The sequence below is a fragment of the Candidatus Pelagibacter sp. Uisw_130 genome (assembly GCF_047722505.1).
Classification (GTDB): Bacteria; Pseudomonadota; Alphaproteobacteria; order Pelagibacterales; family Pelagibacteraceae; genus Pelagibacter.
The window spans coordinates 1,198,696-1,225,578 of the sequence record NZ_CP159814.1 but is presented as its reverse complement, the minus strand read 5'-3'; the positions used below and the strand labels follow the sequence as shown (position 1 = coordinate 1,225,578).

At 28.8% G+C, this 26,883-nt stretch carries 27 protein-coding genes; 10 read left to right on the top strand and 17 right to left on the bottom strand.

Going from position 1 to position 26,883, the window contains the following annotated elements:
- The 9 genes from nadD to metX all read right to left on the bottom strand — a co-directional run bounded on the left by nadD (position 1) and on the right by metX (position 7,071).
- Positions 1-543: a nicotinate (nicotinamide) nucleotide adenylyltransferase gene (gene nadD / locus ABXT55_RS06645; RefSeq protein ID WP_415284529.1), complete on the bottom strand. Its 543-nt coding sequence runs from the start codon at positions 541-543 to the stop codon at positions 1-3.
- On the bottom strand, positions 524-1,774 hold the full coding sequence (locus ABXT55_RS06640) for a glutamate-5-semialdehyde dehydrogenase (protein ID WP_415284528.1): 1,251 nt from the start codon (positions 1,772-1,774) through the stop codon (positions 524-526). Before ABXT55_RS06640 ends, nadD begins: the two co-directional genes overlap by 20 nt.
- A 1-nt stretch (position 1,775) precedes the next feature.
- On the bottom strand, positions 1,776-2,882 hold the full coding sequence (gene proB / locus ABXT55_RS06635) for a glutamate 5-kinase (RefSeq protein ID WP_415284527.1): 1,107 nt from the start codon (positions 2,880-2,882) through the stop codon (positions 1,776-1,778).
- A complete protein-coding gene (gene cgtA, locus ABXT55_RS06630) occupies positions 2,872-3,855 on the bottom strand; it encodes an Obg family GTPase CgtA (protein WP_415284526.1) in 984 nt (327 codons plus the stop codon). Before cgtA ends, proB begins: the two co-directional genes overlap by 11 nt.
- A gap of 29 nt (positions 3,856-3,884) precedes the next feature.
- Positions 3,885-4,139 (bottom strand): 50S ribosomal protein L27, encoded by a 255-nt coding sequence (gene rpmA, locus ABXT55_RS06625; protein WP_271525759.1) that lies wholly within the window; start codon positions 4,137-4,139, stop codon positions 3,885-3,887.
- A gap of 12 nt (positions 4,140-4,151) precedes the next feature.
- A complete protein-coding gene (rplU, locus tag ABXT55_RS06620; RefSeq protein WP_415284525.1) occupies positions 4,152-4,568 on the bottom strand; it encodes a 50S ribosomal protein L21 in 417 nt (138 codons plus the stop codon).
- Between the two features lie 65 nt (positions 4,569-4,633).
- Positions 4,634-5,353: a hydroxyacylglutathione hydrolase gene (gene gloB, locus ABXT55_RS06615; protein WP_415284524.1), complete on the bottom strand. Its 720-nt coding sequence runs from the start codon at positions 5,351-5,353 to the stop codon at positions 4,634-4,636.
- On the bottom strand, positions 5,354-5,950 hold the full coding sequence (gene metW / locus ABXT55_RS06610; RefSeq protein WP_415284522.1) for a methionine biosynthesis protein MetW: 597 nt from the start codon (positions 5,948-5,950) through the stop codon (positions 5,354-5,356).
- Positions 5,951-5,952: 2 nt separating this feature from the next.
- Entirely contained in the window at positions 5,953-7,071 is a 1,119-nt protein-coding gene (gene metX / locus ABXT55_RS06605; protein ID WP_415284521.1) for a homoserine O-acetyltransferase MetX, read from the bottom strand.
- Positions 7,072-7,261: 190 nt separating this feature from the next.
- Between metX and hisC the strand changes: the two genes are divergently transcribed.
- Together hisC and ABXT55_RS06595 are read left to right on the top strand one after the other, a co-directional pair.
- The gene (gene hisC, locus ABXT55_RS06600) at positions 7,262-8,344 is read left to right on the top strand and encodes a histidinol-phosphate transaminase (protein WP_415284520.1); all 1,083 of its coding nucleotides are present in this window, start codon (positions 7,262-7,264) and stop codon (positions 8,342-8,344) included.
- A gap of 2 nt (positions 8,345-8,346) precedes the next feature.
- Complete coding sequence (locus tag ABXT55_RS06595) at positions 8,347-9,243, top strand: prephenate dehydrogenase (protein WP_415284519.1); 897 nt, start codon at positions 8,347-8,349, stop codon at positions 9,241-9,243.
- Here ABXT55_RS06595 and ABXT55_RS06590 read toward each other — a convergent pair.
- Genes ABXT55_RS06590 through ABXT55_RS06580 form a run of 3 tightly spaced genes read right to left on the bottom strand, consistent with a single transcriptional unit; the run spans position 9,240 to position 12,800 of the window.
- Positions 9,240-9,986 carry an NlpC/P60 family protein gene (locus ABXT55_RS06590; protein ID WP_415284518.1) on the bottom strand — a complete coding sequence of 249 codons (747 nt, stop codon included), beginning with the start codon at positions 9,984-9,986 and terminating at the stop codon, positions 9,240-9,242. The genes ABXT55_RS06595 and ABXT55_RS06590 overlap by 4 nt on opposite strands.
- A complete protein-coding gene (locus ABXT55_RS06585) occupies positions 9,976-11,352 on the bottom strand; it encodes an AmpG family muropeptide MFS transporter (protein ID WP_415284517.1) in 1,377 nt (458 codons plus the stop codon). Before ABXT55_RS06585 ends, ABXT55_RS06590 begins: the two co-directional genes overlap by 11 nt.
- Positions 11,353-11,354: 2 nt before the next feature.
- Positions 11,355-12,800, bottom strand: coding sequence for a TrkH family potassium uptake protein (locus ABXT55_RS06580; RefSeq protein WP_415284516.1), 1,446 nt, complete (start codon positions 12,798-12,800; stop codon positions 11,355-11,357).
- Between the two features lie 90 nt (positions 12,801-12,890).
- Here ABXT55_RS06580 and ABXT55_RS06575 point away from each other — a divergent pair, with 90 nt between their 5' ends.
- Genes ABXT55_RS06575 through ABXT55_RS06560 form a run of 4 tightly spaced genes read left to right on the top strand, consistent with a single transcriptional unit; the run spans position 12,891 to position 16,436 of the window.
- Positions 12,891-14,453, top strand: coding sequence for a lysine--tRNA ligase (locus ABXT55_RS06575; protein WP_415284514.1), 1,563 nt, complete (start codon positions 12,891-12,893; stop codon positions 14,451-14,453).
- The gene (locus ABXT55_RS06570; RefSeq protein WP_415284513.1) at positions 14,453-15,505 is read left to right on the top strand and encodes a quinone-dependent dihydroorotate dehydrogenase; all 1,053 of its coding nucleotides are present in this window, start codon (positions 14,453-14,455) and stop codon (positions 15,503-15,505) included. Before ABXT55_RS06575 ends, ABXT55_RS06570 begins: the two co-directional genes overlap by 1 nt.
- Before the next feature lie 53 nt (positions 15,506-15,558).
- Positions 15,559-15,882 (top strand): 50S ribosomal protein L28, encoded by a 324-nt coding sequence (gene rpmB, locus ABXT55_RS06565; protein ID WP_415278128.1) that lies wholly within the window; start codon positions 15,559-15,561, stop codon positions 15,880-15,882.
- A complete protein-coding gene (locus ABXT55_RS06560) occupies positions 15,882-16,436 on the top strand; it encodes a queuosine precursor transporter (protein WP_415284512.1) in 555 nt (184 codons plus the stop codon). The genes rpmB and ABXT55_RS06560 overlap by 1 nt, the downstream gene beginning before the upstream one ends.
- On the opposite strand, the gene speB is transcribed toward ABXT55_RS06560, so the two are convergent.
- Genes speB through ABXT55_RS06545 form a run of 3 tightly spaced genes read right to left on the bottom strand, consistent with a single transcriptional unit; the run spans position 16,433 to position 19,532 of the window.
- Positions 16,433-17,308, bottom strand: a complete 876-nt coding sequence (speB, locus tag ABXT55_RS06555) for an agmatinase (RefSeq protein ID WP_415279173.1) — start codon at positions 17,306-17,308, stop codon at positions 16,433-16,435. The genes ABXT55_RS06560 and speB overlap by 4 nt on opposite strands.
- A 2-nt stretch (positions 17,309-17,310) precedes the next feature.
- Positions 17,311-18,354, bottom strand: a complete 1,044-nt coding sequence (locus ABXT55_RS06550; protein WP_415284511.1) for a 1,9-bis(guanidino)-5-aza-nonane synthase — start codon at positions 18,352-18,354, stop codon at positions 17,311-17,313.
- Complete coding sequence (locus tag ABXT55_RS06545) at positions 18,354-19,532, bottom strand: type III PLP-dependent enzyme (RefSeq protein WP_415284510.1); 1,179 nt, start codon at positions 19,530-19,532, stop codon at positions 18,354-18,356. The genes ABXT55_RS06550 and ABXT55_RS06545 overlap by 1 nt, the downstream gene beginning before the upstream one ends.
- A gap of 146 nt (positions 19,533-19,678) precedes the next feature.
- On the opposite strand from ABXT55_RS06545, the gene ABXT55_RS06540 reads away from it, so the two are divergent.
- The gene (locus ABXT55_RS06540; protein WP_415284509.1) at positions 19,679-20,242 is read left to right on the top strand and encodes an ActR/PrrA/RegA family redox response regulator transcription factor; all 564 of its coding nucleotides are present in this window, start codon (positions 19,679-19,681) and stop codon (positions 20,240-20,242) included.
- Here the strand turns inward: ABXT55_RS06540 and ABXT55_RS06535 are convergent.
- Both ABXT55_RS06535 and ABXT55_RS06530 read right to left on the bottom strand, forming a co-directional pair.
- Positions 20,235-20,786 (bottom strand): biotin transporter BioY, encoded by a 552-nt coding sequence (locus ABXT55_RS06535; protein WP_415284508.1) that lies wholly within the window; start codon positions 20,784-20,786, stop codon positions 20,235-20,237. The genes ABXT55_RS06540 and ABXT55_RS06535 overlap by 8 nt on opposite strands.
- Before the next feature lie 32 nt (positions 20,787-20,818).
- A complete protein-coding gene (locus ABXT55_RS06530) occupies positions 20,819-21,748 on the bottom strand; it encodes an ABC transporter ATP-binding protein (RefSeq protein WP_415284507.1) in 930 nt (309 codons plus the stop codon).
- A gap of 50 nt (positions 21,749-21,798) precedes the next feature.
- Between ABXT55_RS06530 and polA the strand changes: the two genes are divergently transcribed.
- From polA to ABXT55_RS06515, 3 genes are read left to right on the top strand one after another with little or no spacing between them, the layout of a single operon-like run.
- Positions 21,799-24,573 (top strand): DNA polymerase I, encoded by a 2,775-nt coding sequence (gene polA, locus ABXT55_RS06525; RefSeq protein ID WP_415284506.1) that lies wholly within the window; start codon positions 21,799-21,801, stop codon positions 24,571-24,573.
- A gap of 50 nt (positions 24,574-24,623) precedes the next feature.
- Positions 24,624-25,331, top strand: a complete 708-nt coding sequence (locus ABXT55_RS06520; RefSeq protein WP_415284505.1) for a response regulator transcription factor — start codon at positions 24,624-24,626, stop codon at positions 25,329-25,331.
- A complete protein-coding gene (locus tag ABXT55_RS06515; protein WP_415284504.1) occupies positions 25,331-26,869 on the top strand; it encodes a sensor histidine kinase in 1,539 nt (512 codons plus the stop codon). The genes ABXT55_RS06520 and ABXT55_RS06515 overlap by 1 nt, the downstream gene beginning before the upstream one ends.
- Positions 26,870-26,883 lie beyond the last annotated feature (14 nt).

Sequence of the window (26,883 nt, the reverse complement as noted above, 5' to 3'; positions counted from 1 at the left end):
TCAAATTTTTCTTAATTGAGAAGATGAAATATCGACCTTTTTAAAACTAATAAAAGATAGTTTTTTTTTATTTACACCATTAAAGGTAACAGACTTTAGTGATTTAGCTTTATATCCCTGTCGATCAAATACAAGAAGGTTACATTTTTTTATAATAGATTTCCATTTATGCCATTTATGAAAATTGATTAGATTATCAGCACCCATAATGAAATAAATCTCAAATTTTTTATCCTTATCTAGATAATTGATAAGGTCGATTGTTTTATTGGAAAGAACTTTTTCTTCATAAAACTTAACTTTAATAAAATCATTTTTACCAATGAATTTTTTTGCAAATTTTATTCTATTTTTTAGATTTGTTTTGCTTGTATTTTTAAATGGGTTTTTTTTGGTAATTGCCCATATAATATTTTTTAATTCTAATATTTTTTTAGCCTGTTTAGAGATTTCTAAATGGCCTTTGTGGGCAGGATCAAAAGTTCCCCCCAAGATTCCAATTTTTGTCTTTTTTTTTTTAAAGTTATTTTCTAGTTTTACCATTACTAATAATTTCGTATTTGTATGAAACGAGCTGTCCTAATCCAACAGGTCCTCTTGGAGGCAAAGTATTTGTCGAAATGCCAACCTCACCACCAAAACCGAATTCACCGCCATCAGCAAATTGAGTAGATGTATTATGCATTGCTATAGAACTTTTAACATTTTTTAAAAATTTTTTTGCAGTTTTTTTATTTTTAGTAACAATAGAGTCGGTGTGCATAGTTCCATATTTGTTAATATGATTAATGGCATCGTCACAATCTTTGACTGTTTTTACAGAAACTGCTGCTGATAAATATTCAGTAGACCAATCTTTTTCTTTTGCTGGATAAATTTTTCCCTTGTAATATTTTTTCAAAAAACGGTCTCCATAGATCTTGCAATTATTTTCTTCTAACTTTTTTAAAATTGGGTTACAGAATTTCTTAACAATTTTTTCATGTATTAAAATTGTTTCCGTAGCCCCACAAATACTAGTATTTCTTAGCTTAGCATTATAGATAATTTCTGTAGCCATCTTTAGATTGGCATCCTTATCAATAAAAGTATGACAAAGACCTTCCAGGTGACCGATAATAGGGACACTTGAAAATTGCTGAACTCTTTTTACTAAATTTTTTCCACCACGAGGTATTATTACATCAATATAATCTTTCATTTTTGAAAGCATAAAATCGACCATTTTTCTGTTTTTAGAATCTATAAATTGAATAAAGTTTTCATTCACTTTATTTTCTCTAAGAGATGTCCTAAATAGTTTTGCTAAAATTTTATTAGTATTTATAGCCTCAGAGCCACCCTTTAAAATTACAGCATTTCCAGATTTGAAGCATAAGCTTGCAACATCAGATGTAACGTTGGGTCTACTTTCATAGATAACACCTATAACACCAATAGGTATAGACACTCTGCTAATTGTTAAACCATTTGGTCTGCGCCATTTTTCCAAAGTAGTATCAACAGGATCTTTTAAGTTAGCAATTTTATCTATAGAATTTTTTATGCCTATTAATTTTTTTTCATCGATAATTAATCTTTCTATTAGATTGCTTTTGAAGCCTTTGCCAAGAGCAAATAGAATGTCTTTTTGGTTAGCTTTAAGTATAGACTGTTTTTCTTGACCCAATAAGAAGGCATATTTTTTTAAAATTTTATTTTTAGTTTTTGAATTAATTTTATCAAGTGATGCTTTTCTTGCATTTTGACCTATTAATTTCATATATTTACTCATTTTATACCTCTACTATATCATCTTTATGAATTACTTCTGATTTAGAAATATATCCTAGTAATTTTTCTATCTCTTTTGAGTGGTGACCCATAATTTTTTCTATTTCATTCGATGAAAAAGAACTAAGTCCTCTTGCGCATTCGTAATTATTTCTATCTAAAACTTTGATGTGGTCACCTTTACTAAAACGGCCAGACACTTTTTTTATTCCTGCTGCTAATAAGCTTTTACCATTTGAAAGTGCCTGTTTTGCACCGTCATCAATAATAAGTGCACCCTTAGGTGAAATAGAGCTAATAATCCATTTTTTTCTAGCAGCCAATTTTGAAACTTTAGGTAAAAACCATGTGCAATTATTCTCTTCAGTTATTTTTTTAATGGGTCTGCTTAATAATCCATTTGCTATTACCATTTGACATCCTGATAATTGACAGATTTTTGCAGCATCTATTTTAGTCTTCATACCACCTGTGCCATGCTCACTAATACTTTTGGTGGCTATTTTTTCTATATCTTCATCTATATTTTTAATTTCTTTTATTAATTTTGCATTTTTATATATTTTTGGATTGTGCGTATAAAGACCGTCTACATCAGAAAGCAATATAAGTGAGTCTGCACCTGATATTTGCGCAACACGAGATGCTAATCTGTCATTGTCACCATACTTAATCTCTGAAGTAGCAATAGTATCATTTTCATTAACTATTGGCACAAAGCCTAGTTTAAATAAGTTATCAAAAGTTCTTTTTGCATTGAGGGCTCTTCTTCTTTGTTCTGTGTCCTCCAAAGTGAGAAGAATTTGAGAAATATTAATTTTCAATTTAACAAATATTTCTGAGAATAAATTCATTAGTTCAATTTGCCCAATAGATGCAACAGCCTGACTTTTATCAATCTTAAGGTTCTTTTTGCTAATATTTAGTTTTTTGCAACCCATTGCTATTGCCCCTGAGCTTACAATAATAATTTTTTTATTCTGCTTTATTAGTTCCTGAATATCTTTAGCAAATTCAGTAAGCCATTTTTTTCTTACTTTTTTTTTATCATCTATTAATAAAGATGAGCCAATCTTAATTACAATTATTTTAGAATCCTTAAGATACATAGGAGAGTAATTTAGCTTTAATTTTAGATATTGAGCCTTTTTCCAATGTTGAGAGTGTAACCACCTCAGAATCTTTATTTTTAGAAAAATTCTTTAAAATTTCTTTCACCTCTTCTTCCTCTAATAAATCTGTCTTATTTAATACAATTATTTCTTTTTTTTCTAGTAAATCTTTACTGTAACTCCCTAGCTCATTTCGAACTTGTTTATATGTATTTTCAAGGTCTTCATCGGTAATATCTACTAAATGCATTAAAGTTTTACATCTTTCTATGTGTTTTAAAAATTGAATACCAAGACCCACACCTTCATGTGCACCTTCAACTAATCCAGGGATATCAGCTAGAGTTATTTCCTTATCATCATAACTTGCAACACCAAGATTTGGATTTAGTGTTGTAAATTTATAGTTTGCAATTTTAGGCATCGCATTTGTAATGGCAGCTAGTAAGCTTGATTTACCTGCGTTAGGTAATCCAACAATACCAACATCGGCAATAGTTTTTAATTGAAGCCAAATTACATATTCTTCACCAATTGCACCTTTAGTAAATTTTTTTGGAGCTCTATTAGTGGAACTTTTAAATCTAGTGTTTCCAAGACCACCTTTACCACCTTTAGCTACAATAAATTCTTCACCTTCTTTTTTAAAATCATAAATTAAAGTTTTATTATCTTCTTCAAAAACTTGTGTACCTATTGGAACCTTTAAAAATAAATCTTCTCCACCATGACCTGTACGATTTTGTCCAGAACCATTTACTCCTCTTCCTGCTTTATGGTGTTGTTGAAATCTATAATCGATAAGGGTATTTAAATTTCTTTCTGATCTCAGGAATATGGTTCCACCTTTACCTCCGTCACCACCGTCAGGTCCACCGTATTCAATAAATTTCTCTCTACGAAAACTAGGAGAACCATGCCCACCATTGCCGGCCTTTACATAAATTTTTACTTGATCTAGAAACTTCATATTACAACTGTTAGTTTTTAGTTGTACTACTAATTTGGTTTTACGGAAACGAATGTTCTATCTAATCTACCTTTTTTAAATACTACTTTTCCTTCAACAACAGAAAAAATTGAATGATCTTTTCCCATGCCCACATTTTCACCAGGAAAAATTTTAGTTCCTCTTTGTCTAACAATTATGTTTCCAGGAATCACTACTTCACCACCATACTTCTTAACGCCAAGTCTACGACCAGCACTATCTCGTCCGTTTCTCGATGATCCACCTGCTTTTTTTGTAGCCATAATTTACCTAATTTATTTATTAACTGCTTCAGCTTCTACTTTAGCTTCAACCTTTTCAATTTTTTTAATCGGTTTAACCATTTTTTCTGCTTCAGATAAAATTTTACCATCTTTAGAAAATATTTTACTAATTCTTATTAATGAATATTGCTGTCTATGACCATTCTTTCTTCTAGAATTTTGTCTTCGTCTTTTTTTGAAAATTAATATTGTTCTATTTTTTCCATTTTCAACAAGATCTGCTTCAACTTTTGCACCCTCAACTGTTGGTGATCCAACTTCAATACTTTTGTCATCTCCGTAAGCTAAAATTTCTTTAAACTCTATCTTAGTTTCAAGTTTAGAATCTTCTAATCTTTCAATTTTAAGTATTTCTCCAGCCTTTACTTTGTACTGTTTTCCACCTGTTTGTATGATTGCGTATGACATTGTTTAATCTATTTTTTATAATCAGCAATATAGTCGGGGACTTATTATAGTCAAGTCCGAATAAGTTAGAAATTGTCCTTTAAATCCCTCAATTTTGAAAAGGTTTCTTCTGCATCACATCTAAGAAAAATATTACACTCTAATTCCTCTTTAATAGTGGACGGAATAGTAGGTAGGTTATTTTTTAATTTTTCGTCTATATCTTTAATCTTAATTTTTAGGTTTTCATTGTCTTGCTCATGAGTAATACAAAATTTAGAGTTTTGTTTAGTATATTCATGTCCACAATAGATCCTTGTTTTTTCTGGCAGTGCTTTTATTTTCATTAATGAATTATACATCTGTGAGTATGTTCCTTCAAAAATCTTACCACAACCAAGCGAAAAGAGGGTGTCTCCTGTAAAAACAGATTCTTCATTATAAAAATAAAAACATATATGACCAAGGGTATGACCAGGTATGTGAAATATTTTAGCCTGGAAATTTTCTTCGTGCCAAATGTCTTGATCACTGACCAGTATATCTATTTCTGGGATTCTATCCTTGTCTCCTTTATATCCAATAATACTAGCTCCATATTTTTCTTTTAATTCTATATTACCCCCCACATGATCATAATGATGATGTGTATTTAATATATATTTTAAATGTATATTTTTATCTTCCAAATATTTGATGATAGGCTTTGCTTCACTAGGATCAATCACACATGCTATATTTTTAGTTTTATCAATAATTAGATAAGAATAATTATCTTGTAAGCAGGGTATTATCTGAATTTCCATTTAATTCTTAATTAAAAAAATACCTAGTTCTGCTGATAAATTTTTAATATTTAGATTAAGTTTATTAATAGAAGATATTTTTTCATTATGTAGAGCTAATGAATTATCTAATTTAATTCTTCTATTTTCACAAAAATTATAAAAATCTTTTATGGTACACATATGAAGGTTAGGGGTATTATACCACTCATCAGGCAGATTTTTTGTAATTGGCATTGTTCCTTTAATTAATAGGTGAAGCCTAACTTTCCAAAAACCAAAATTAGGTATTGTAACAATAGCTTTTTTACCAACCCTCAAAAGCTCTTTGATAACTATTTCAGGATTTAAAAATGCTTGCAGTGTTTGACTTAAAATAACAAAATCAAAGGAGCTGTCAGGAAATTGTAATAGATCTTTTTCTGCATCACCCTCAATAACAGTTAGTCCTTTTGATAGACATTTTTGAACATTATCTTTGGAGATTTCTATTCCCCTTATGTCTATTTCTTTATTATACTTAAGATATTCCATTAATATACCATCTCCACATCCCACATCTAAAACTCTAGTATTTTTTTCAATTAGATCAGAGATTATTTTAAATTCTTGTTTCATGTTTAGTTTTTAGAATAAGCTGTTTTAATATAATCACCTAGAGTATTTAAAAATTTAGGAACTTTTAAAAGGAATGAATCGTGCCCTTTGTCAGACTCAATTTCGACAAATCCTACTTCAGCACCTATGGCATTTAAGGCTATAACAATTTCTTTATTCTCAGAAGTTGGATAAAGCCAATCAGAAGTAAAAGATATAATAAGAAACTTAGTTTTAGTTTTTTCGAATGCTTTAGATAAATTACCGTGATGTTCTTTTATTAGATCAAAATAGTCCATCGCTCTTGTTATATATAGGTAGCTATTGGCATCAAATCTATCAACAAATACAGATCCTTGATACCTTAAATAACTTTCTATTTGAAAGTCTGCATCAAAACCAAATTTTAGGTCATCTCTTTCTTGCAACTTTCTTCCAAATTTTTCCTGTAGACCATTTTTAGATAAATAAGTTATATGCGCAGCCATTCTGGCAACAGACAATCCTTTATTAGGATTTTTATTTTGATTGGAATAGTCACCATTTTCCCAATTAGCATCAGCCATAATCGATTGTCTGCCAAGTTCATTAAAAGCAATATTCTGCGCTGAATGACTAGCTGTGCAGGCTATTGGAATAGCAACTTTTGCTTTATCAGGAAAGTTATTAACGAACTGAAGTGTCTGCATTCCACCCATTGATCCACCCATAACAGCAAATAATTTATCAATATTAAAAAAACTTAAGAGATTAAATTGTGCATTAACCATATCATTAATAGTGATGACAGGAAAAGTGGTACCATATTTTTTATTAGTATCAGGGTTAATTTCACTAGGACCATACGAACCCATACATCCACCAATAACATTGGCACAAATTACAAAATATTTATCAGTATCAATGGCTTTACTAGGTCCAACAGCATATGACCACCAACCCTCTTTTTTAGTAATTGGATTTATGCCAGAAACAAATTGATCACCAGTTAAAGCATGAAAAATAAGAATAGCATTATCTTTCTTCTCATTTAGAGAACCATAAGTCTCATAAGCCAGAGAATAATTATTGATAGTTTTACCACAATCTAATTTTAATGGTTTATCAATTATAATATTTTTTATGTTCACATTTTTATTCATAAATATTAGCCAAATTTGAATTGTGAGACAAAAAAACTTATTTAGCGGTTTTTTTAAGCGCTCGCAATTCAGTTAAATCAGCGCATATTTTTTGTACTAGATAGTATTTCTTATGTCAATTTTTTTAAAAAATGACTTATTCTATATGAAAGGATAATATTTTATTTATAAGGTAAATTAAATTAATAAAATGACAGTTCCAAAATTTAAAGAATTCAAAATAGAAGCTTATAAACCAGGTAAGTCAAATATAGCAAAAATACGAAATGTTATAAAATTATCAGCAAATGAGTCAGCTCTTGGTGTTAGCCCAAGAGTAAAGAAAATTTTACAGAATAAAAAATTGTTAATATCGAAATATCCAGACGGTAAGGCAAAAAACTTAAGAAAAGAAATTTCAAAGAAATATAAGTGTGATTTTGAGAAGATAATTTGTGGTGCAGGGTCAGATGAAATTATTCAAATGATTTGCCAGTTGTACCTAAAACCATCTGATGAAGTGATTGTTCCTCAATATAGCTTTTTAATGTACAGGATATATGCTCAAATAGTGGGGGCAAAAGTTGTTTTTTCTAAGGAAGAAAATTTTAAAGTTTCAATAAATGAAATTATTAAAAAAGTAACAAAAAAAACTAAACTGGTATTTATTGCTAACCCTAACAACCCAACAGGAACATACTTAAGTAGAGCAGAGCTAATAAACTTAAGAATGAAATTGAATAAAAATATTTTACTAGTTTTAGACGATGCGTATTTTGAATATATGAAAAATAAAGATTATAAATCTGGTTTAGATTTATTTAAAAATAGGGATAATGTTGTTGTGATAAGAACTTTTTCAAAAATACATGGACTGGCCTCGTTAAGAGTTGGATGGGGTCATGGCCCCAAGAAAATTATCTCTGCAATGAATTTAATTAGACCCCCATTTAATGTCAATCAAGTTGCACAGATGGCAGCAATAGAAGCTTTAAAAGATAGAAACTTTATTAATCAATCTGTGAAACATAATATCACAGAAGCAAATAAAGTTAGAAATGTTTTAGAAAAACTAAAAATTTTTTCAAATGAAGTAACAGCTAATTTTTTACTATTAAATTTTGATAAATGTAAATTTTCAGCTAATTATGTTTTTAAAAAACTGCAGTCTAAAGGAATTATATTAAGATCTACAGAAGATGGATATAATATTAAAAAAAAATTAAGATTAACAATTGGATCTAAAAAAGAGAATATGAGATTCATAACAACGATCAAGGCTATCCTCAATTAATTATGAAAAATATTTTAATTATAGGATGTGGTTTAATTGGTTCTTCATTGTTAAGATCAATATCTGAAAAAAAAATAGCTAAAAAAATATTTGTCTACGAAAAATCAAAATTAAATGTTTTAAAAATCAAAAAATTAAAATTACCATGTGAAATTATAGATGATTTAAAGAAAATTATCCCAAACTTAGATTTGATAATATTTTGCACCCCACTAGGAGAATATGAAAAAATAATTTTAAAGATAAACAGATATTTGTTACCTAAAACTATTATTACAGATGTTGGATCATCTAAAGAAAAGTCTATGGACTTAATTAAAAGAAAATTGAAAAAAGGAATTTTTTGGACATCCAGTCACCCTATTGCAGGGTCAGAAGTTAGTGGCCCAGAAAATGGAGTAAAAAATTTATTCCTTAATAAATGGTGTATATTAATAAAAGAAAAAAATACCAACAGAAGACACCTTCTGATACTTACTAAATTCTGGAAAAAAATTGGCTCAAAAGTTGCAATTATGGACTCAAAAAAACATGATACGGTTTTTTCTATGACAAGTCATTTACCTCATTTAATTGCATATAATTTGGTTAAAACAGCAACAGATTTTGAAAAACAACAAAAGTATGCATTAATCAAATTTAGCGCAGGTGGTTTAAGAGATTTTTCAAGAATTGCTGCATCTAATGAAATTATGTGGAGAGATATTTTTTTTAATAACCAAAAAAATATTTCAAAAGCTATTGATTTGTTTATTAAAAATTTACGTTCATTTAAAAGAGATATTCAATCTAAAAATAATAAATCTATTATTAAAAAATTAGTTAATACTAAAAAGGTTAGAAAGAAAATAATTAAGTTGAAACAAGATGTTAACAAGCCAGACTTTGGAAGAAGTTAATATTTTATAGAGGATATTTTTTTTACTATTAACTTTGCTGTTCTTTCAATTCTATTTATCGTCTCTGTAATATTCATAATTAAAACTTTCTTTTCTGGACCATATGCATGAATTAATTTTTGAGAGTTAATACAAAGAGCAACATGACCTTTCCAGAATATAATGTCACCTTTTTTAAATATTCTACTGCTATTTTTTTTTGCTGAATATTTTATTTGATCTTTTGTGTCTCTTGGATAAAATTTATTATTATAGTAAAAAAATAATTGTAAAATAGCAGAGCAGTCTATGCCTCTATAAGTTTTACCACCCCAAACATATTTAGTTTTTAAAAACAATTTTAATATTTTTAAATAATTTTTTTCTATATGGTTAATTTTTTTTATATCATTTCTTTTAATCCATTTATTTTTTTCAAATTCTATAAAATTTTTATTTTCTTGAATTATGGAAATTCTTGATGCAAACGGCAAAAAATATTTTGTTTTATTTTTTTGTTTATTATAAATATTTGCTTTCAGAACAAATATTTTATGAGTAGGCTTATGATCCTTATCGTGATCTTTGTTTTTTATGTATCCAGTATAATTATCAAATGAAACTTTTATTTTGATCCAATTTTTATTCTTAGATATAATTTTAAATTTTTCCCCATACAAAATTTGAGAGGTAACTTCAGAAACTACATTAGGTTTCTTATAGATATTTGATAAAGAATTTTTGTAAAAGTAATTATTTTTCACGAAGTTTTAATTTATCTTTTATAAACCACAAACAAATCAAAGAAGGTATTACCATAATGGCTGTAATGATAAAAAATATTCCCCAATCTCCATTAAGCCAATCTACCAATGCTCCAGATGATGATGCAAGTGTAGTTCTGCCAGCAGTACCTATCGATGCAAGTAATGCGTATTGAGTTGCAGTATATGTTCGGTCTACTAATAATGAGATAAATGCTACAAATGCAACTGTTGCAAATGCTGCTGCTATATCATCAAATATGACTGCTACTGCGAATAATAATTCAGATTTATTACTCCACGCCAATACTGTGAATAATAAGTTAGTCGCTGCCATTAATATTCCTGCAACAAACATTGCTTTTAAAACGCCAGATCTAATTACAAAAAGTCCACCCAGCAGTGTAAATACAACTGTAGTTATCCATCCTAAGGTTTTTGAATAAATTGCAATGTCACCTTTAGAGAAACCTATTTCTTTATAAAAAACTATCGACATACGTCCAAGAAAGGCTTCACCAATCTTGAATAAAAAAATGAAGCTTAAAATTCCAACAGCAATTGAAAAACCATTTTTCTTAAAAAAGCTTATTATAGGACCACCTAATGTACTGCTAATCCAAGCTATAAAATTAGTTATAATATTTTTTGATCCAAATTTGCTTTCTATAAGTTTATCTGTTTCTATCTGTTTTTTTTGTCTATTAGTAGAGAGAGGTTCATGAACAAACATTAAACCTATGTTCATCAAAATTACCACAACTCCTAAAATTAAAAATGTAATTTGCCAGTAATTAGTAACACCAATATTTTCTAAATATTCTGCTGTAAATAAAGCTATTACACCACCTAATTTATATCCACTCCACCATCCAACAACAACCATCGCAGCACCAGCTGCCATTGATTTGCTTTCATGCTCACCTATTTGTTCAATTCTTAAAGCATCAACAGTAATGTCTTGAGTGGCTGATGCTATAGCAATAACTAAACCAACTGTAATCAGTAGTGCAAGGTTTTCAGTGGGATTAATAAAACTCCAAGTAACAAGACAAGTTAAAATTGCAATTTGCATTAAAACTATCCATCCTCTTCTATGACCAAGTTTTTTTGTTAGGTACGGTACTTGAAATCTATCAATAAGAGGGGCCCATAAATAATTAAAAGCATAAACAGCAAATATCAGTCCAGCCCAACCAATTGTTGACCTACTTAAACCTTCTTCTTTAAGCCATAGACTTAAACTGCTGCCAATTAAAACCCAAGGAAAACCAGAGATTGCACCTAATAATAATATTCTAAGCATTCTCTTGTCAAAGTAGACAGCAAAAGTTTCTGATAAAGATTGTTTTTTAATTTCAATCATAGTTAATTTCTCCAAAATGATGGAAGAAACAATACAAGTATAGCAAACAATTCTAATCTACCTAATATCATTCCAAGACTTAAAATCCATTTAGATATTTCAGGTATATTTGAAAAATCGCCATTAGGGCCGATTGTAGAACCTAACCCTGGGCCAACATTGGAAATTGATGTGGCAGCACCTGAGATTGAGGTTACAAAATCTAAACCACTTAAAGATAAAAATGCAGTTATCAAAAAAAATATAACCAAGTAAAGAAAAATAAAAGAGATAATTGAAGCCATAAATTTATCATCTACTTTATTTTTATCATATTTAATTATAAATATACCTCTTGGATAAATAATTTTTTTCAATTGATTAACAATAAATAGATATAAAATTTGAATTCTAAAAATTTTAATTCCACAAGTTGTTGAGCCAGCACAACCACCAATAAACATTAGAGTTAAAAAGAAAATTAGTGGAAAATTTCCCCATCCATCAAATTCTCCAGTGACATATCCTGTGCCAGTTAAGATAGAAATAACGTTAAAAACAATTACTCTTATATTAATTTGAGAAAAATCTTTATTTTGAAAAAGTGAATAAATAAAAAGTAGAATAATTGAAAAAATAATTATCTTAATAAATGATTTAATTTGGACATCGGAAGTAAATATTTTTTTATTACCATTTAAAAATTTTATATAAGCTATGAAAGGTAGGCTACCCAGTATAATAAAAACCATTGATGATATTTCAATGGGTAAACTATTAAAATATCCTATAGATTCATTATAATTTGAAAATCCACCTGTTGCTATTGTAGTCATGGAGTGAGTTAGGCTATCGAAAATATTCATACCAAAAATTTTATAGGTAACAGCACAAAGTGTTGTTAACACCAAATATACGTAAATTAATCTAAGAGATATTTCCTTAGATTTTGGTAATAACTTTTCTGAGGAATCGTTACTTGAAATCTTAAATAACTGCATTCCCCCGACGTTCATTATTGGCATTAGAGTTATTGCCATTACAATAATACCAATTCCTCCTAACCATTGAAGCATAGCTCGCCATAAAAGTATTGATTTAGGCGCCCCCTCTAAGTTGGAAATAATTGTAGACCCTGTCGTAGTAATACCAGACATACTTTCAAAAAAAGAATCAGTAATGGACAGTTCAAGAGTAGAAAAAATAAAAGGTAAAGAGCCAAATATCGCAATACTCAACCAAGAAAGAGCGGTCAATAAGAATGCTTGTTGTAAGTTTAACTTTTTGTCATGGTTTAAATTTGTCAAAAAAAATAAAACACCAAATATTATTGAAACTATAGAAGCCCCAATAAAGGAAGAATCTAGTTCAGAATAAATAAATTGGGCTAAAATTGGAATCATCATAGAAATCCCAAGAATAATTTGTAAAATACCCAAGGTAAAAAAAACTGTTTTATAATTAGACATTTTGATAGAACATTATTTTATGGTAAATAAATTTCAACTCTATAAGAGTTAATAATAACACCTAATATAAGATATTTCTTATTAAACAAAGTGATTGAAAAAGAAAACTTAGATAAAACTAACGCATGGCCATTTGTTGAGGCTAAAAAAATGTTACGTGAAAGAAAATCCTTTATTGAGAAAAAAGGTAAAATTATTTTACAAACTGGTTATGGACCAAGTGGATTACCCCATATAGGTACCTTTGGTGAGGTAGCAAGAACATCAATGATGGTTAATGCCCTAAAACAACTTACAAATATACCAACAGAAATCATAACTTTTTCAGATGACATGGATGGTTTCAGAAAAGTTCCTGAAAATGTGCCCAATCAAGAGCTATTAAATAAAAACCTTCATAAACCTTTAACTCAAGTACCAGATCCATTCAAAAAATTTTCAAGCTTTGGTGAGCATAATAATGAAATGTTAAAAGATTTTTTAGATAAATTTAAATTTGAGTATAGTTTTAAAAGTTCTTCAGTTCTCTATAAAAGTGGTTTTTTTAATCCAACACTACAATTAATTTTAGAAAACTATCAAGGTATCATGGATATAATTCTTCCAACACTTGGTAAGGAAAGACAAAGAACCTACAGTCCCTTTTTACCTATATGCCCAGATACCGGTAAGGTTTTAGAAATTCCGGTTTTAGAAATCTTAAAAGAAAAATCTAAAATTATCTTTGATAATAATGGAAAAAAACTTGAAACAAGTATTTTAGACGGACATTGTAAATTGCAGTGGAAAGTGGATTGGGCCATGAGGTGGTATGCCCTCGATATAGATTTTGAAATGTATGGAAAAGATTTAATAGAAAGTGCAATATTATCTTCAAGAATAGTTAAATTGATTGGCAAAACAAACCCATCTGGCTTTGCTTATGAACTATTTTTAGATGAAAAAGGTGAGAAAATTTCAAAGTCAAAAGGTAATGGGATCACTATTGATCAGTGGTTAGAATATGCGTCTCCTGAAAGTCTTTCATTGTACATGTATCAAAATCCTAAAAGAGCAAAAAAACTATACAAAGAAATAGTTCCAAAAACAGTTGATGAATATTTAGATTTTGTGGAAAAGGCTAAAAATCAAAATGAATTACAGTTATTAATGAATCCAGTTTGGCATGTACATAATGGATTAATTCCTAAAGAAGATACTATTATGAGTTTTTCAATGCTTTTAAATTTAGTGGAGGCAAGTAATGCAGATTCCAAGGAATTACTTTGGAAGTTTGTAAAAAAATATAAAAAAGATATCTCAGAAAAAGATCATATAATTTTTGATAATTTAATTGGATACGCTATTAAATACTTTAACGATGTAATCAAACTTCAGAAAAAATATAAGAAACCAGATTCAAACGAAAAAATTGCATTAGAGGCTCTAGTAAAGAATCTTGATGATTGTAATGATGCAATGTTACCTGAGGATATTCAAACATTAATTTACTCAACTGGAAAAGAAAATGGATATTCAGAAAATCTACGTGATTGGTTTAAATTGATTTATGAAGTCGTATTTGGAGATGAAAATGGTCCAAGAATGGGCTTTTTTATAAGCTTCTTTGGAGTTAACGAAACTAAAAAATTAATAACAGAAAAAATAAAATAATGTTTTCAAAATTTAGATCACTAATTTTTAAAATTGATCCTGAAACTGCTCATAATTTAGCAATTAAGTCTTTAAGATTAAATTTGACACCAAATTTAAGGGATGAAAATAAAGATGATCCAATGTTCAAGACTAAACTATTTGGCAAAGAAATAGATAACCCAATTGGAATGGCCGCTGGATTTGATAAAAATGCTGAAGTTTATAATTCTTTATTTAAACTTGGATTTGGGTTTGTTGAGGTGGGGACCGTTACACCACTTAAACAGTATGGAAATCCAAAACCAAGAGTATTTAGATTGGTGGAAGACGAAGCACTTATAAATAGATTGGGATTTAATAATTTAGGATCGGAAAGTGTAAGCAATAGAATTCGATCAAATTTGAATAAGGGTTTATTGGGAATTAATATAGGTCCAAATAAAGATAGTGATGATAGGCTAAATGATTATTTAATTGGTCTTAGAACTTTTCATGATATCGCTGACTATATTACAATTAATATTTCCTCACCTAATACAGAAAATTTAAGAAGTTTTCATGATGAAACTAAATTTGATGAATTAATGAATTTAGTTAAAGAAGAAAAAATTAAGCTTAAATCTAAAATACCAATTGTTGTAAAAATTTCTCCTGATATTTCAGATGAACAAATTGAAGTATTAAGTAAAATATTGTTAGAACATAAAGTAAGTGCAATAATTGTTTCAAATACAACTGCAGGAAATAGAGGTAAATTAAACAATATACTGAAACATCAAAAGGGTGGTTTATCTGGAAAACCTCTTGAAGAAGAGGCTAATAAATTAATAAGTAAGTTTTACAGATTATTAAAAAATAAAATTGAAATTATTGGAGTAGGTGGTGTGGACTCAGGAGAGAGCGCACATAGAAAATTTTTAGCTGGTGCAAGCTATGTTCAATTATATACTGGTATGGTTTTTCAGGGCCCTAGTATTGTTGGAAAAATAAAAAAAGAGTTAAAAGAAATATTAATTACTGATGGGATCAAGAATTTTAGAGAAATAATAGGCAAGAAACAGCCTAATTAAAGCTAATAAACTTGACGAGGTCACAAACTCATCTTATATAGTCACTAAATATTATGTCTAAAAAATGTGAATTAACCGGCAAAATACCTATGAAAGGTCACAATGTTAGTCATGCTAACAATAAGACCAATAGAAGATTTTTACCAAATTTAAAAAAAACAAAATTTAAAAGTGAACTTTTAAAAAGAAGCTTAACTTTAACGGTTAGCAATGCAGGTGTTAGATGTGTTGATAAAAAAGGTACTTTTGATGAATTTTTAAAGACTGCAAGAAATAAAAATATATCACCAAGATTAAAAAAATTAAAAAAAAGTATATTAATTAAGTCACCATTTGTAAAAAAAGCACCCAAAGTATCCCCTAGTAAATCAGCTTAATGAAAAAGTTTTTTATACTACTCTCATTTATAATGGGAGTTGTTGTCTTAACTTCAAATTATTTAGTACAATTTCCGATCAACCATTATGGTTTAGAAGAAATATTAACTTATGGAGCTTTTAGTTATCCAGTTGCATTTTTAATTACAGATTTAGCAAATAGATCTTATGGCAAGGTTGTAGCTAGAAAAATTGTTTATGTTGGTTTTATTATAGGGATTGCATTTACCCTTTTCTTTTCAACAAATTTTACAGACTTAATTTCAGTTAGAATTGCTATAGGTTCAGGCACAGCATTTATGGTTGCGCAGTTGTTGGACGTTCAAATTTTTGACTATTTAAGAAAAAAGAAATGGTTTGTTGCTCCATTAACTTCATCATTAATTGGGTCTACTGTTGATACATTTTTATTCTTCTCTATCTCATTTTACGCAACCGGAATACCATGGGTTACTTTATCTCTAGGTGACTTAGCGGTTAAAATATTTGTTGCTTTAGCAATGTTAATTCCATTCAGATTATTATTGGGAACTCTTAAAGCTTCAAAAGCTTAGTATAAAAATTTGTATGATAAAATTTTATAAGCGAGTTTTGCTACAAGAAAATTATAAGAATTAAAACCTTTTATAGGTGAAAGTTCATTTATATCTGCACCAACAATATTAGAGTTTTTAGCAGCTATCCGTATAATATTTAAAGTTTCATCCCATAATAGTCCACCGGGTTCAGGGGTACCTGTTGCGGGCATTATACTTGAATCTAAACCATCAACATCAAATGTTAAATAAACTGTTTTATTCTTTATCATTTTTTTAAATTTTTTTAAGTCCCATTTACTTTTGTCTTTTGCCCAAAAGATATCAATCCTAGATGAGTTTTTTTTTAAGAATGGTATTTCACTTTGAGATATATTTCTGATCCCAAATGAGATTATTGAAACATTTTTATGATCAAGACATCTCCTAATAGCTGAAGCATGAGAAAATTTTTCTCCATTATAACTCTCCCTTAAATCTGCATGTGCATCAAAATGTAGTAGGCATATTTCTTTGTGTTTTTTTACAAATGGAGCAATACATCCGGGTGTTATTGAGTGTTCTCCACCAAAAGTGATTGGAAATAGTTTTTTATCTAATATTTCTTGATTTATATCAGACATCTTTTTAAGAGCTTTTTTAATGTCTTTATCAATTTTAAATGGTTTTAAAGTTTTAATTCCAATTTTTTTGTAGGGTTCACAATGTAATTCTTCATCATATAATTCAACTTGATGTGATGCTTTGATAATTTCTTTAGGGCCATTACGAGTGCCACCACCATAACTTACAGTTTTTTCTAAACCAAATGGAACAACCACTACTTTCTCCTTAAAATTAACATCATTGTCAATTCCTAGAAAACCATTTTTATTAGAAAGATATTTCAATTTTATTTAAATATTTTTGAGAAGTTTTTTCTCGTTCTGTTTTTCCAGTCACCTTTATGATAAGCATCACTTGCAATCAAAGGAAGGACACTAGTTGCTTCTGCAAAAACCATCTGTTCTTTTGCAATATCTACTTTACCCCAAGAGCTTGCTTCTTTTAATGTAGAGCTGCTGCAAGCACCATCCCTAGAATCTGCTACTGTAATTTGCACTGCGTACTTATGCATCTCAACCTCTTTTCCTAAAAGTTCAGCACAGATAACAGTATCTTGAACAAAATTTTTTGGTACTCCTCCACCAATCATAAATAAGCCAGATCCTTTTGATTGAATTTTTATTTCAGTTAATTCACGAAGCTCTCTAATAGAATCTATCGTAATATGGTTTTTAGGATTATTTTCTTGGTGAATAACCAATCCAAAACCAGCACTTGAGTCTGTAAATGCAGGACAAAAAATGGGAACATTATTGTCATATGCAGTTTCAATTAAAGAATCTTTTTTTTTAGAATTTTTCTTTAAATATTTTCCCATTTCATAAATAAATTCTCTTGATGTGTAACTTCTTGGATCAAGTGTATCTGCTATTTCACATATTTTTTGATCACATTCCTGTAATTCTTCTTCATCAATATATGTGTCATAAATCCTATCTATATAATTTTTTCTTAATTCAGTATCATCTTGAAACTGTGAACCTTGGTAATGTTTAAAGCCTAAAGCTTCAAAAAAATCCATATCAACTATTGAAGCTCCTGTAGCAATAATTGCATCAACCATATTATATTTAACTAAATCTTTATAAATATTCATACATCCTGCTGCAGAAGTTGACCCAGCAAGTGTTAAAAAAATTGTACAATCATTATCTTGAATCATTTCATTGAAAATATTGGCTGCATTTGCTGTTTCTCTTGAAACAAAAGACATTTTTTCCATTGAGGAAATTATCTTTCTTGCATCAAACGAAGTAATATCGATGTGTTCAACTGGATTTTGTAAGAAGCTTTTTTTGCTATTATGAGTTAAATTTTTGTTTTCTGACATTAGGCAACTAATATACCTTTATTACTCTCTTTACTATATAACGTCATTATAGGCTCATCTTCTACTTCATAAATTTCATTAGAATAAAAACCATTAAATTGAGTTCTAAAAGTTAGACCATAGGCTCCAAGTTGACCTAGCTCAATATAATCATTTTCCTTAATATTATTTGGAAGTAGAAATGGTCCTTTCATATAGTCCATACTATCGCAAGTAGGTCCATAAAAATCAAAAGCAGTTAATTTTTTTGATATTGCTTTTCCACTTTTAATCAAACGAGAAGGGTAAACTATGTTTGGTGTACCCGCATCAAAAAGAGTTCCATAAGTTCCATCATTTATATAAAGTTTTTGTTTTTTTCTAAGATTTATTCTTACAATTGTTGATCCACTTTCTGCAACTAATGCTCTTCCAGGTTCACACAATATTTCAGGAAGTTTTTTCAACTTTAAATTTATTAAACCTTTTTTTATTTCTTCAAAATAATTATCTAAAGATTGAGGTACAAGATCAGGATATATAGCAGGAAAACCACCTCCAATATTAATATAATCAGGAATAATTTTTGTTTTTCTTATTATATTTCCAATATCTGCAATTCCTTTTGCATAAGAAATGGGATGCATGCATTGAGATCCCACATGGAAACTTAAACCTATTTTTTTTGCATATTGCTTTGTTAATCTCAATAAAGCAGTCGCCTCAGATATGGACGCCCCAAATTTTGTTGATAAATCTATTTCAGCATGCTCATTTGAAACGGCCACTCTTACAAATAATTCAAGATCTTTTGCCTCGTTAGTTGTTTCAATAATTTTTATTAATTCATCTTTAGTATCAAGGGAAAAAGCTTTAACATTATAATTAAAATAAGCTTCTTTAATACTTTCTCTACTTTTGACTGTATGCATATATGAACATTTTGCATTAGGATTAATTGTTCTTATATCTTTAATTTCTTGCACAGAAGCTATATCAAAGTTCTCAATCCCACTCTCTACTATTGTTTTTAGTACTTCAGGATGCGAGTTAGTTTTAACAGCATAAAGCACTTTGCCAGGAAATTTATTTCTAAAATATGTAGAAGCTAATTGTATTGATTTTTTCCTAATACAATAAATAGGTTTTTCTGGCTTTAGTTGATTTATAAGATCATCAACTGTTTTAAATTTTTGCATTATGTCTCCAAAAAAAATTTAATAAAAAAAAATTTTTAAAAATATTTAAAAACTTTCATATAAATTATGCAATTAAGGCAATAATTAATTAATGTAAAGTAAATAATAGGTGTTGATATTATCAATTAAGGTACCATATTACCTATATGACTGAACTGAATAATTTAAAAAAATTAAGTGATTTTAATAATAAATCCTTATTAATCGTTGATGATGACAATCCTTTCAGAGACAGGCTTGCTAGAGCAATGGAAAAAAAAGGGTTTGAGGTTTTTCAAGCTGAGAGTGTACAAAAAGGAATACTATCCGTTAAAGAAAAAAAACCAGGCTTTGCTGTTGTTGACTTAAGGTTAGCTGATGGAAATGGGCTTCAAGTAGTAAAACAAATTCAAATTTCCAATCCAAGTAGTAGAATTATAATGTTAACAGGATATGGAAATATTCCAACGGCTGTAGCAGCGATTAAAGAAGGTGCAATTGATTATCTTGCAAAGCCAGCAGACGCAGATGATGTTGAGAAAGCACTACTAGCCGATCCAGAGAAAAAAGCTGAACCACCAGAAAACCCTATGTCGGCTGATAGAGTTAAGTGGGAACATATTCATAGAGTTTTTGAATTATGTAATAGGAATGTGTCTGAAACTGCTAGAAGACTTAAGATGCACAGAAGAACATTACAAAGAATTTTATCTAAAAGATCCCCTAGATAAATTTTCTGAATTTAATAATCTTTTTAGCCAATATAGTTAACAAGCAAATTTTGAATAATTCAGCTAATAAAAATGGTGTAACTCCTAACTGAAGAATTGGTTTGTCCCATCCAATTAAAGTTCCCAACCAAATAGCTCCAAATACATAGATTACTGAAACAGAAAATATTAATTTTCCAAAAATTATAAAAATATTTTTATTAAAATTTAAATATCCTGCAAAAAAAGAAGCAAATAAAAACCCAATTAAGTATCCCATTGTTGGACCAGTAAAATAAACTATCCCAACACCTTTTTCTGGTGAGTTAGAAAATACGGGCATACCTAGGATACCTTCTAAAAGATAAACTGCTACAGATGCTAGGCCAATTTTATATCCAAAAGCAATTCCCAAAAACAGAACTACAAAAGTTTGCATTGTCATAGGTACAGGATAAAATGGTATTTTTAATTTAGCTGAAATAGTCAAAGCCATCGTTCCTATGAAAATTAGAATAAATGTTTTTAATACTTTTTGAATTGAGTTTGTTTTTAATAGATCCATTTCTACAAATTACTATTTATTAATGTGATAATCTAGTTTTTTATTAGTCTTAAAAAAACATCCTCTAAATCACCATCATCAGTTGAAATATCTATAATTTTGACATTATTTTTCTTAATTAAATTAATTAATTCTTCCATATTAATTTTACTTTTTTCATAAGAAACACAAACCTCATTATCTATGTGTGAAACTTTTTTTAAAGATTCTAGATCATCATCGTTAATATTAATCTTCATGTCAGTTTTAAAGGTTACTTTTTTGGTTTGAATTCTATCTAATAAATTTTTAGTACTGTCTAGGGCAACAATATTTCCTTTATTCAATATACCTATTCTTCCACACATTTCCTCAGCTTCCTCAAGATAATGAGTTGTTAGAATGATTGTTACACCAAGTTCATTGAGTAATTTTACATTTTTCCATAATTTTTGTCTTAACTCAACATCAACGCCAGCCGTAGGTTCGTCTAAAATAACTATTGGTGGCTGATGAACTAAAGCTTTAGCCATTAGCAATCTTCTTTTCATTCCACCAGATAAACTTCTAGCATAGCTGTCGGCTTGTTTTTCTAGGGATACCAATTTTAGAATCGTATCTGTGATTCTATCTTTTTCTTTAATTCCATAGAGACCAGCCTGCAATTCTAATAATTTTCTTGGGCTAAAAAATGGATCAAGATTTACTTCTTGAGGAACTATTCCAACCGAGGCTCTAACTTGTCTTGGGTTCTTATCTAAGTCAAAACCCCAGACATTAACTTGCCCGGCTGTTTTTACCACTGTTCCAGCTAAAATATTTATAAATGTTGTTTTTCCAGCACCATTAGGACCAAGAAGACCAAAAATTTCTCCTTCTTTCACGTCCAAGTTTAAATCATTTAATGCAAGGTTATCTCCAGCCTGTTTACTTGAATAAATTTTTTTTAAGTTTTTAACAGAAAGTATATTTTTTTGCATCATGCGTGTTAATACATTTATAGTATTTAAAATTATTAAGATAATATTATTTAATGGACAAAATTAAAAAAACAGACCATTTTTATTTAATAGATGGTTCAGGTTATATTTTTAGAGCTTATTACGCATTACCACCTTTAACTAGAAAAAGTGATGGTCTACCTGTTGGTGCAGTTAGTGGATTTTGCAGTATGCTATTTAAACTATTAGAGGATTCAAAATCAAATGAAAATCTTCAAAAACCTACACACTTTGCAGTAATATTTGATGCAGCTAGAAAAACTTTTAGAAATGAAATTTATTCAGACTACAAAGCTAATAGATCAGAGGCCCCAGATGATTTGGCACCACAATTTGAGTACATAAGAAAGTCTGTAGTTGCTTTTAATTTACCATCTGTAGACCTTCCAAATTATGAAGCAGATGATTTAATAGCCACCTATGTAGAAAAAATTTTAGCAAAAGGTGCTAAGGTAACAATAGTCTCTTCAGATAAAGACTTAATGCAATTGTATAGAAAAGACGTTCGTATATTCGATCCAATGAAAAATAAATTTATAACATCTGAAGATATAGTGACTAAATTTGGAGTGGGTCCTGAAAAAGTTATTGATGTCCAATCTTTAGCTGGAGACAGTAGTGATAATGTTCCTGGTGTTCCAGGGATAGGAGTAAAAACTGCAGCAGAACTGATTAATAAGTATGGAACTTTAGAAAAGTTATTAGATAACGCTCAAGAAATAAAACAAAATAAACGAAGAGAAACACTTATAGAAAACAAAAATAAAGCGATAATTAGTAAAAAATTAGTAACACTAATGAAGGATGCTCCAGTTGAAAGAAAGATAGAAGAATTTCATCTAAAGGAGATTGATAAAGATAAGCTATATAAATTTTTAAGAGAAATGGAGTTTAATAGACTTCTTAGCTCTGTCATTTCTGCATATGGAGAACCTGAATTAGGAGAAATTGCAAGTGAGAGAAAACCTGAAAAAAAACAGCAAAACGTAAATAAAAAGAATTATCATTTAATTACAAATGAAAAAGAAATAGATGAGTGGATTAACGAAGCAGAAGAAGCTGGAGAACTAGCAATTGATACCGAAACTAGTTCATTAGACGCCCATCAAGCTGATTTAGTAGGAATTTCATTAAGTACTAAAATTGGTAAGGCCTGTTACATTCCAATTGCTCATAAGTTTAAAGGATGTTTGAAAAAAGAAACTGTTATTAAAAAACTAAAACCACTTTTAGAAGACAAGAGTGTAAAAAAGATTGGTCAAAATATTAAGTTTGATTTTATTGTTTTGTTTAAACAGGGAATAAAAATGAATTCAATGGAAGATACAATGTTGATGTCTTATGTTCTCGATGCTGGAAAAAATCGTCATAACATGGATACTTTATCTGAAATTCATTTACAGCATAAAACTATTTCATTTAAAGAGATAGTTGGGGCTGGTAAAAAAGAAATAAATTTTAGTGATGTTGAGCTAGATAAAGCAATGGAGTATGCAGCTGAAGATGCAGATATAACTTACAGGTTATATAAAATTTTCAGTAAAAATCTTAAATTAGAAAAATTAACTAATATTTATGAGATTTTTGAAAAACCATTAATCAAAATATTAGCTTTCATGGAAATTGAGGGAATAAAAGTTGATAATAAATTTTTAAAAACACTATCTGAAAAGTTTGAGAAAAAAATTAACAAATTAGAAAAAGAAGTTTTTAAGATTTCAAAAAAAAATTTTAATATTGCATCACCTAAACAATTAGGTGAAATAATTTATAATGAACTGAAAATAGCTGTGCTCAAAAAGACAAAAAAGGGAAGCTTTGCAACAAACGCAGCTGTTCTTGAGGATTTAGCTTTTAAAGGACATAAATTTCCACAATTAGTATTAGATTGGAGGCAAGTATCAAAACTTAAAAATACATATTCAGATGCTTTGCCTGAGCACATTAATCCCTCTACAAAAAGAGTGCATACTTCATTTTTATTAGCAGCAACTACCACTGGAAGACTTGCTTCTAGTGATCCAAATTTACAAAATATTCCTATTAAATCTGAGGATGGTAAAGATATAAGAAAAGCTTTTATATCTGAAAAAGGTTTTACATTAATTTCAGCAGATTATAATCAAATTGAGATGAGGATTTTAGCTGACTTAGCTGATGTAAAAGAATTAAAAAAAGCTTTTAAAAATAATGAAGACATTCACTCACTTACAGCTAGCCAAGTATTTAATGTTGACATTAAAAAAGTTGACCAAGATATGAGACGAAAAGCTAAAGCAATAAATTTTGGAATAATCTATGGAATTTCACAATATGGTCTAGCCAAACAAATCAACGTTTCAAATCATGAGGCGAATGAATTTCTGGAAGCATACTTTGCAAAATTCCCAGAAATAAAAGTTTTTATGGATAATACTATTAAGTTCTGTAGAAAAAGTGGATATGTGAATAACATTTTTGGGAGAAGATCTCATTTCAATGGGATCAATGATAAAAACTTTAATGTTAGAAATTTTCAAGAAAGAGCAGCAATTAATGCCCCAATACAAGGCTCAGCTTCAGAAATTATGAGGCTTGCAATGATTAGACTTGATAAAAAATTTAACGATATAAACGACTATAAATCTAAAATATTATTACAAATTCATGACGAACTAATCTTTGAAGTTCCAGAAAAAGAAGTCAAAAATATAACCACGCTTATTATAGAGGAAATGACAAGCGTTACTAAAAGTGATTTGCATACATTTTCAACACCTTTAACTGTAGATGTGAATACAGGTGATAATTGGGGAATACTTCATTAATTATTGAGCATTGCCTAAATTAGAACAATTTAGTATTTTTAAAGTAGATTATGCAAACACAAACAATTGCCCTAATTGATGATGATAGAAACATACTTACAAGCATAAGTATTGCTCTTGAAAAAGAAGGATTTAAAGTTCAAACTTATATTGATGGTGAGAGCGCTCTAATAGGACTGGCTAGAACGCCACCTGATTTAGCTGTTATCGATATTAAAATGCCGAAAATGGACGGGGAAGAGCTTTTAAAAAAATTGAGAAAAAAAACCTCTTTACCTGTAATTTTTTTAACGTCTAAAGACGATGAAATAGATGAATTATTAGGATTAAAATTAGGTGCAGATGATTTTATAAAAAAATCAGGTGGTTTTTCTATCAAAGTTTTAATCGAGAGAATAAGAGTCCAGCTTAGAAAAAAAGATATAAATATTAATCTTGAAGAAACTAAAAGCATCATCTCACACGGAAAGCTTAAGCTTGATCCGTCACAACTTGAATGTGAATGGGATGGAAGACAATTACCAGACAAACTTACAACAACAGAATTTTTAATAGTTAAAGAATTAGCAAAAAGACCAGGGATAATTAAAGAACGAGCACAACTGATGGATATTGCTTATAGAGAAGATACGGATATAGAAGATAGAACAATAGATAGCCATGTTAAAAGAATTAGAAAAAAATTTAAAAAAGTCGACCCTGATTTCACTGCGATTGAAACAAGATATGGTAGTGGATACAGATGGAACGTTAGTTAATGTTTGGTGATTTTCTCAAAAGCCTATCTATTTTAAAAAAATTTTTATTTATTAATTTAATAATTTTTTTAGTTATTGGAAGTTTGGCTTTTTTATATATTAGCAATGTCAAACCTAATTTAATAAAAAATAAAACCAACAAACATATTCAAACAATAAACAATACTATTGAGCATATTTTAAGATTAAATATAAAATTTGAAGAAGAAGATATTAGAAGATTTTTATTTTCGACAAGGTTTTTGTTTCAAAATCTAGATAGAGTTATTTTATTTGATAATCAATTTAATTTAGTTGGGGACACTGATACACTCGATTTAGATCCAAGATCTTTTTCAAATAGACTAGATATAGTTCAGCTAGAAATTTTAAATGAAGAAAAAAGCAATAAAATAACTGAAGCTAAAAATATAAATAAAAAAAAAACCGTTTCTTTAAAAGATGTTTTAACAAACTATTCATGGTCAAAAGATTACGGAAAACCCTTTACTTTTATTCAAGAAGGATATGACCAATTTTTATTAACAACAGTAAAAAATGTTACATTGAATGGTAAAAATATCGGTTATTTAGCAATTTCAGAAAATGCAAATGATATAAAATCAGCAATTGATGAAAGAAAAACTTTTATTTTAAGAACAGTAATTTTTATAGCTATAGTTATCTTTATATTTTCTTTTGTTTTAAATAGATATTTTTTAAGACCCATAAAAAGTTTAGTTGCATATACCAAGATAATTAAAGAAAAGAGTAGAAAAAAAACAAATATAAATGAATTGAAGGGAAGGAACGATGAACTTGGAACTTTGTCAAATTCTTTAGATGATATGACAAATGAACTTCAAAAAAGAATTTCTCATGCAGAGAATTTTTCAACAGATTTAGTTCACGAAATAAGAAACCCCTTAACATCATTAAAAAGTGCGTCTGAATTATTGCATGAGAACGATAATCAGTCACAAAGAAGTAAGCTAATTGATATTCTTAATCATGATGTTCAAAGAATTGAAAGATTGATTACTGATTACTCCCAGATATTAAAAGATGAAGTTGCTTTGAGTAAAGAAAAAATGAAAAAAATTAATCTTAAGTTAATTGCAAGATCTGTAGTGGATGATTTTAATAATATCTATGAAACAAAAAGAGGAATTAAGATAATGTTAAATGATCAAGATGATCAAGAAGAATACTTTATCAGTGGAATAGAAAATAGAATTGAACAAATTATTGCAAATCTATTAGATAATTCAATTTCATTTAGTAAAGATAGCCAGAAAATCTCAGTCAAAATTTACAAAGAAGATAAAGATAAGATTATTTTGAAAGTTATTGATGAAGGTAAGGGATTTAAAGAATCAGATACAAAAAAAATATTTAATAGATTCTATAGTAATAGGCCAGACACTTTTGGTGAACACTCTGGTTTAGGCTTAAATATAGTAAAAAATCTTGTTGATCTTCATGGTGCTACCATAAGTGCTTCAAACAATATTACCCAAAAAGGTGCAAATGTTGAGATTGTGTTCCCTAAAGTCTAATCATAAGTTGATTA

Bases quoted from the DNA above. Each gene is read 5' to 3' on its own strand.
- ABXT55_RS06520 (WP_415284505.1), top strand. From the start codon at position 24,624: ATGCAAACACAAACAATTGCCCTAATTGATGATGATAGAAACATACTT.
- cgtA (WP_415284526.1), bottom strand. From the start codon at position 3,855: ATGAAGTTTCTAGATCAAGTAAAAATTTATGTAAAGGCCGGCAATGGT.
- metX (WP_415284521.1), bottom strand. From the start codon at position 7,071: ATGAATAAAAATGTGAACATAAAAAATATTATAATTGATAAACCATTA.
- ABXT55_RS06580 (WP_415284516.1), bottom strand. From the start codon at position 12,800: ATGTCTAATTATAAAACAGTTTTTTTTACCTTGGGTATTTTACAAATT.
- metW (WP_415284522.1), bottom strand. From the start codon at position 5,950: ATGAAACAAGAATTTAAAATAATCTCTGATCTAATTGAAAAAAATACT.
- ABXT55_RS06535 (WP_415284508.1), bottom strand. From the start codon at position 20,786: ATGGATCTATTAAAAACAAACTCAATTCAAAAAGTATTAAAAACATTT.
- ABXT55_RS06595 (WP_415284519.1), top strand. From the start codon at position 8,347: ATGAAAAATATTTTAATTATAGGATGTGGTTTAATTGGTTCTTCATTG.
- nadD (WP_415284529.1), bottom strand. From the start codon at position 543: ATGGTAAAACTAGAAAATAACTTTAAAAAAAAAAAGACAAAAATTGGA.
- ABXT55_RS06585 (WP_415284517.1), bottom strand. From the start codon at position 11,352: ATGATTGAAATTAAAAAACAATCTTTATCAGAAACTTTTGCTGTCTAC.
- ABXT55_RS06640 (WP_415284528.1), bottom strand. From the start codon at position 1,774: ATGAGTAAATATATGAAATTAATAGGTCAAAATGCAAGAAAAGCATCA.
- rpmB (WP_415278128.1), top strand. From the start codon at position 15,559: ATGTCTAAAAAATGTGAATTAACCGGCAAAATACCTATGAAAGGTCAC.
- rplU (WP_415284525.1), bottom strand. From the start codon at position 4,568: ATGTCATACGCAATCATACAAACAGGTGGAAAACAGTACAAAGTAAAG.
- ABXT55_RS06560 (WP_415284512.1), top strand. From the start codon at position 15,882: ATGAAAAAGTTTTTTATACTACTCTCATTTATAATGGGAGTTGTTGTC.
- polA (WP_415284506.1), top strand. From the start codon at position 21,799: ATGGACAAAATTAAAAAAACAGACCATTTTTATTTAATAGATGGTTCA.
- gloB (WP_415284524.1), bottom strand. From the start codon at position 5,353: ATGGAAATTCAGATAATACCCTGCTTACAAGATAATTATTCTTATCTA.
- ABXT55_RS06545 (WP_415284510.1), bottom strand. From the start codon at position 19,532: ATGCAAAAATTTAAAACAGTTGATGATCTTATAAATCAACTAAAGCCA.
- hisC (WP_415284520.1), top strand. From the start codon at position 7,262: ATGACAGTTCCAAAATTTAAAGAATTCAAAATAGAAGCTTATAAACCA.
- ABXT55_RS06515 (WP_415284504.1), top strand. From the start codon at position 25,331: ATGTTTGGTGATTTTCTCAAAAGCCTATCTATTTTAAAAAAATTTTTA.
- ABXT55_RS06530 (WP_415284507.1), bottom strand. From the start codon at position 21,748: ATGATGCAAAAAAATATACTTTCTGTTAAAAACTTAAAAAAAATTTAT.
- rpmA (WP_271525759.1), bottom strand. From the start codon at position 4,139: ATGGCTACAAAAAAAGCAGGTGGATCATCGAGAAACGGACGAGATAGT.
- ABXT55_RS06540 (WP_415284509.1), top strand. From the start codon at position 19,679: ATGACTGAACTGAATAATTTAAAAAAATTAAGTGATTTTAATAATAAA.
- ABXT55_RS06570 (WP_415284513.1), top strand. From the start codon at position 14,453: ATGTTTTCAAAATTTAGATCACTAATTTTTAAAATTGATCCTGAAACT.
- proB (WP_415284527.1), bottom strand. From the start codon at position 2,882: ATGTATCTTAAGGATTCTAAAATAATTGTAATTAAGATTGGCTCATCT.
- ABXT55_RS06550 (WP_415284511.1), bottom strand. From the start codon at position 18,354: ATGTCAGAAAACAAAAATTTAACTCATAATAGCAAAAAAAGCTTCTTA.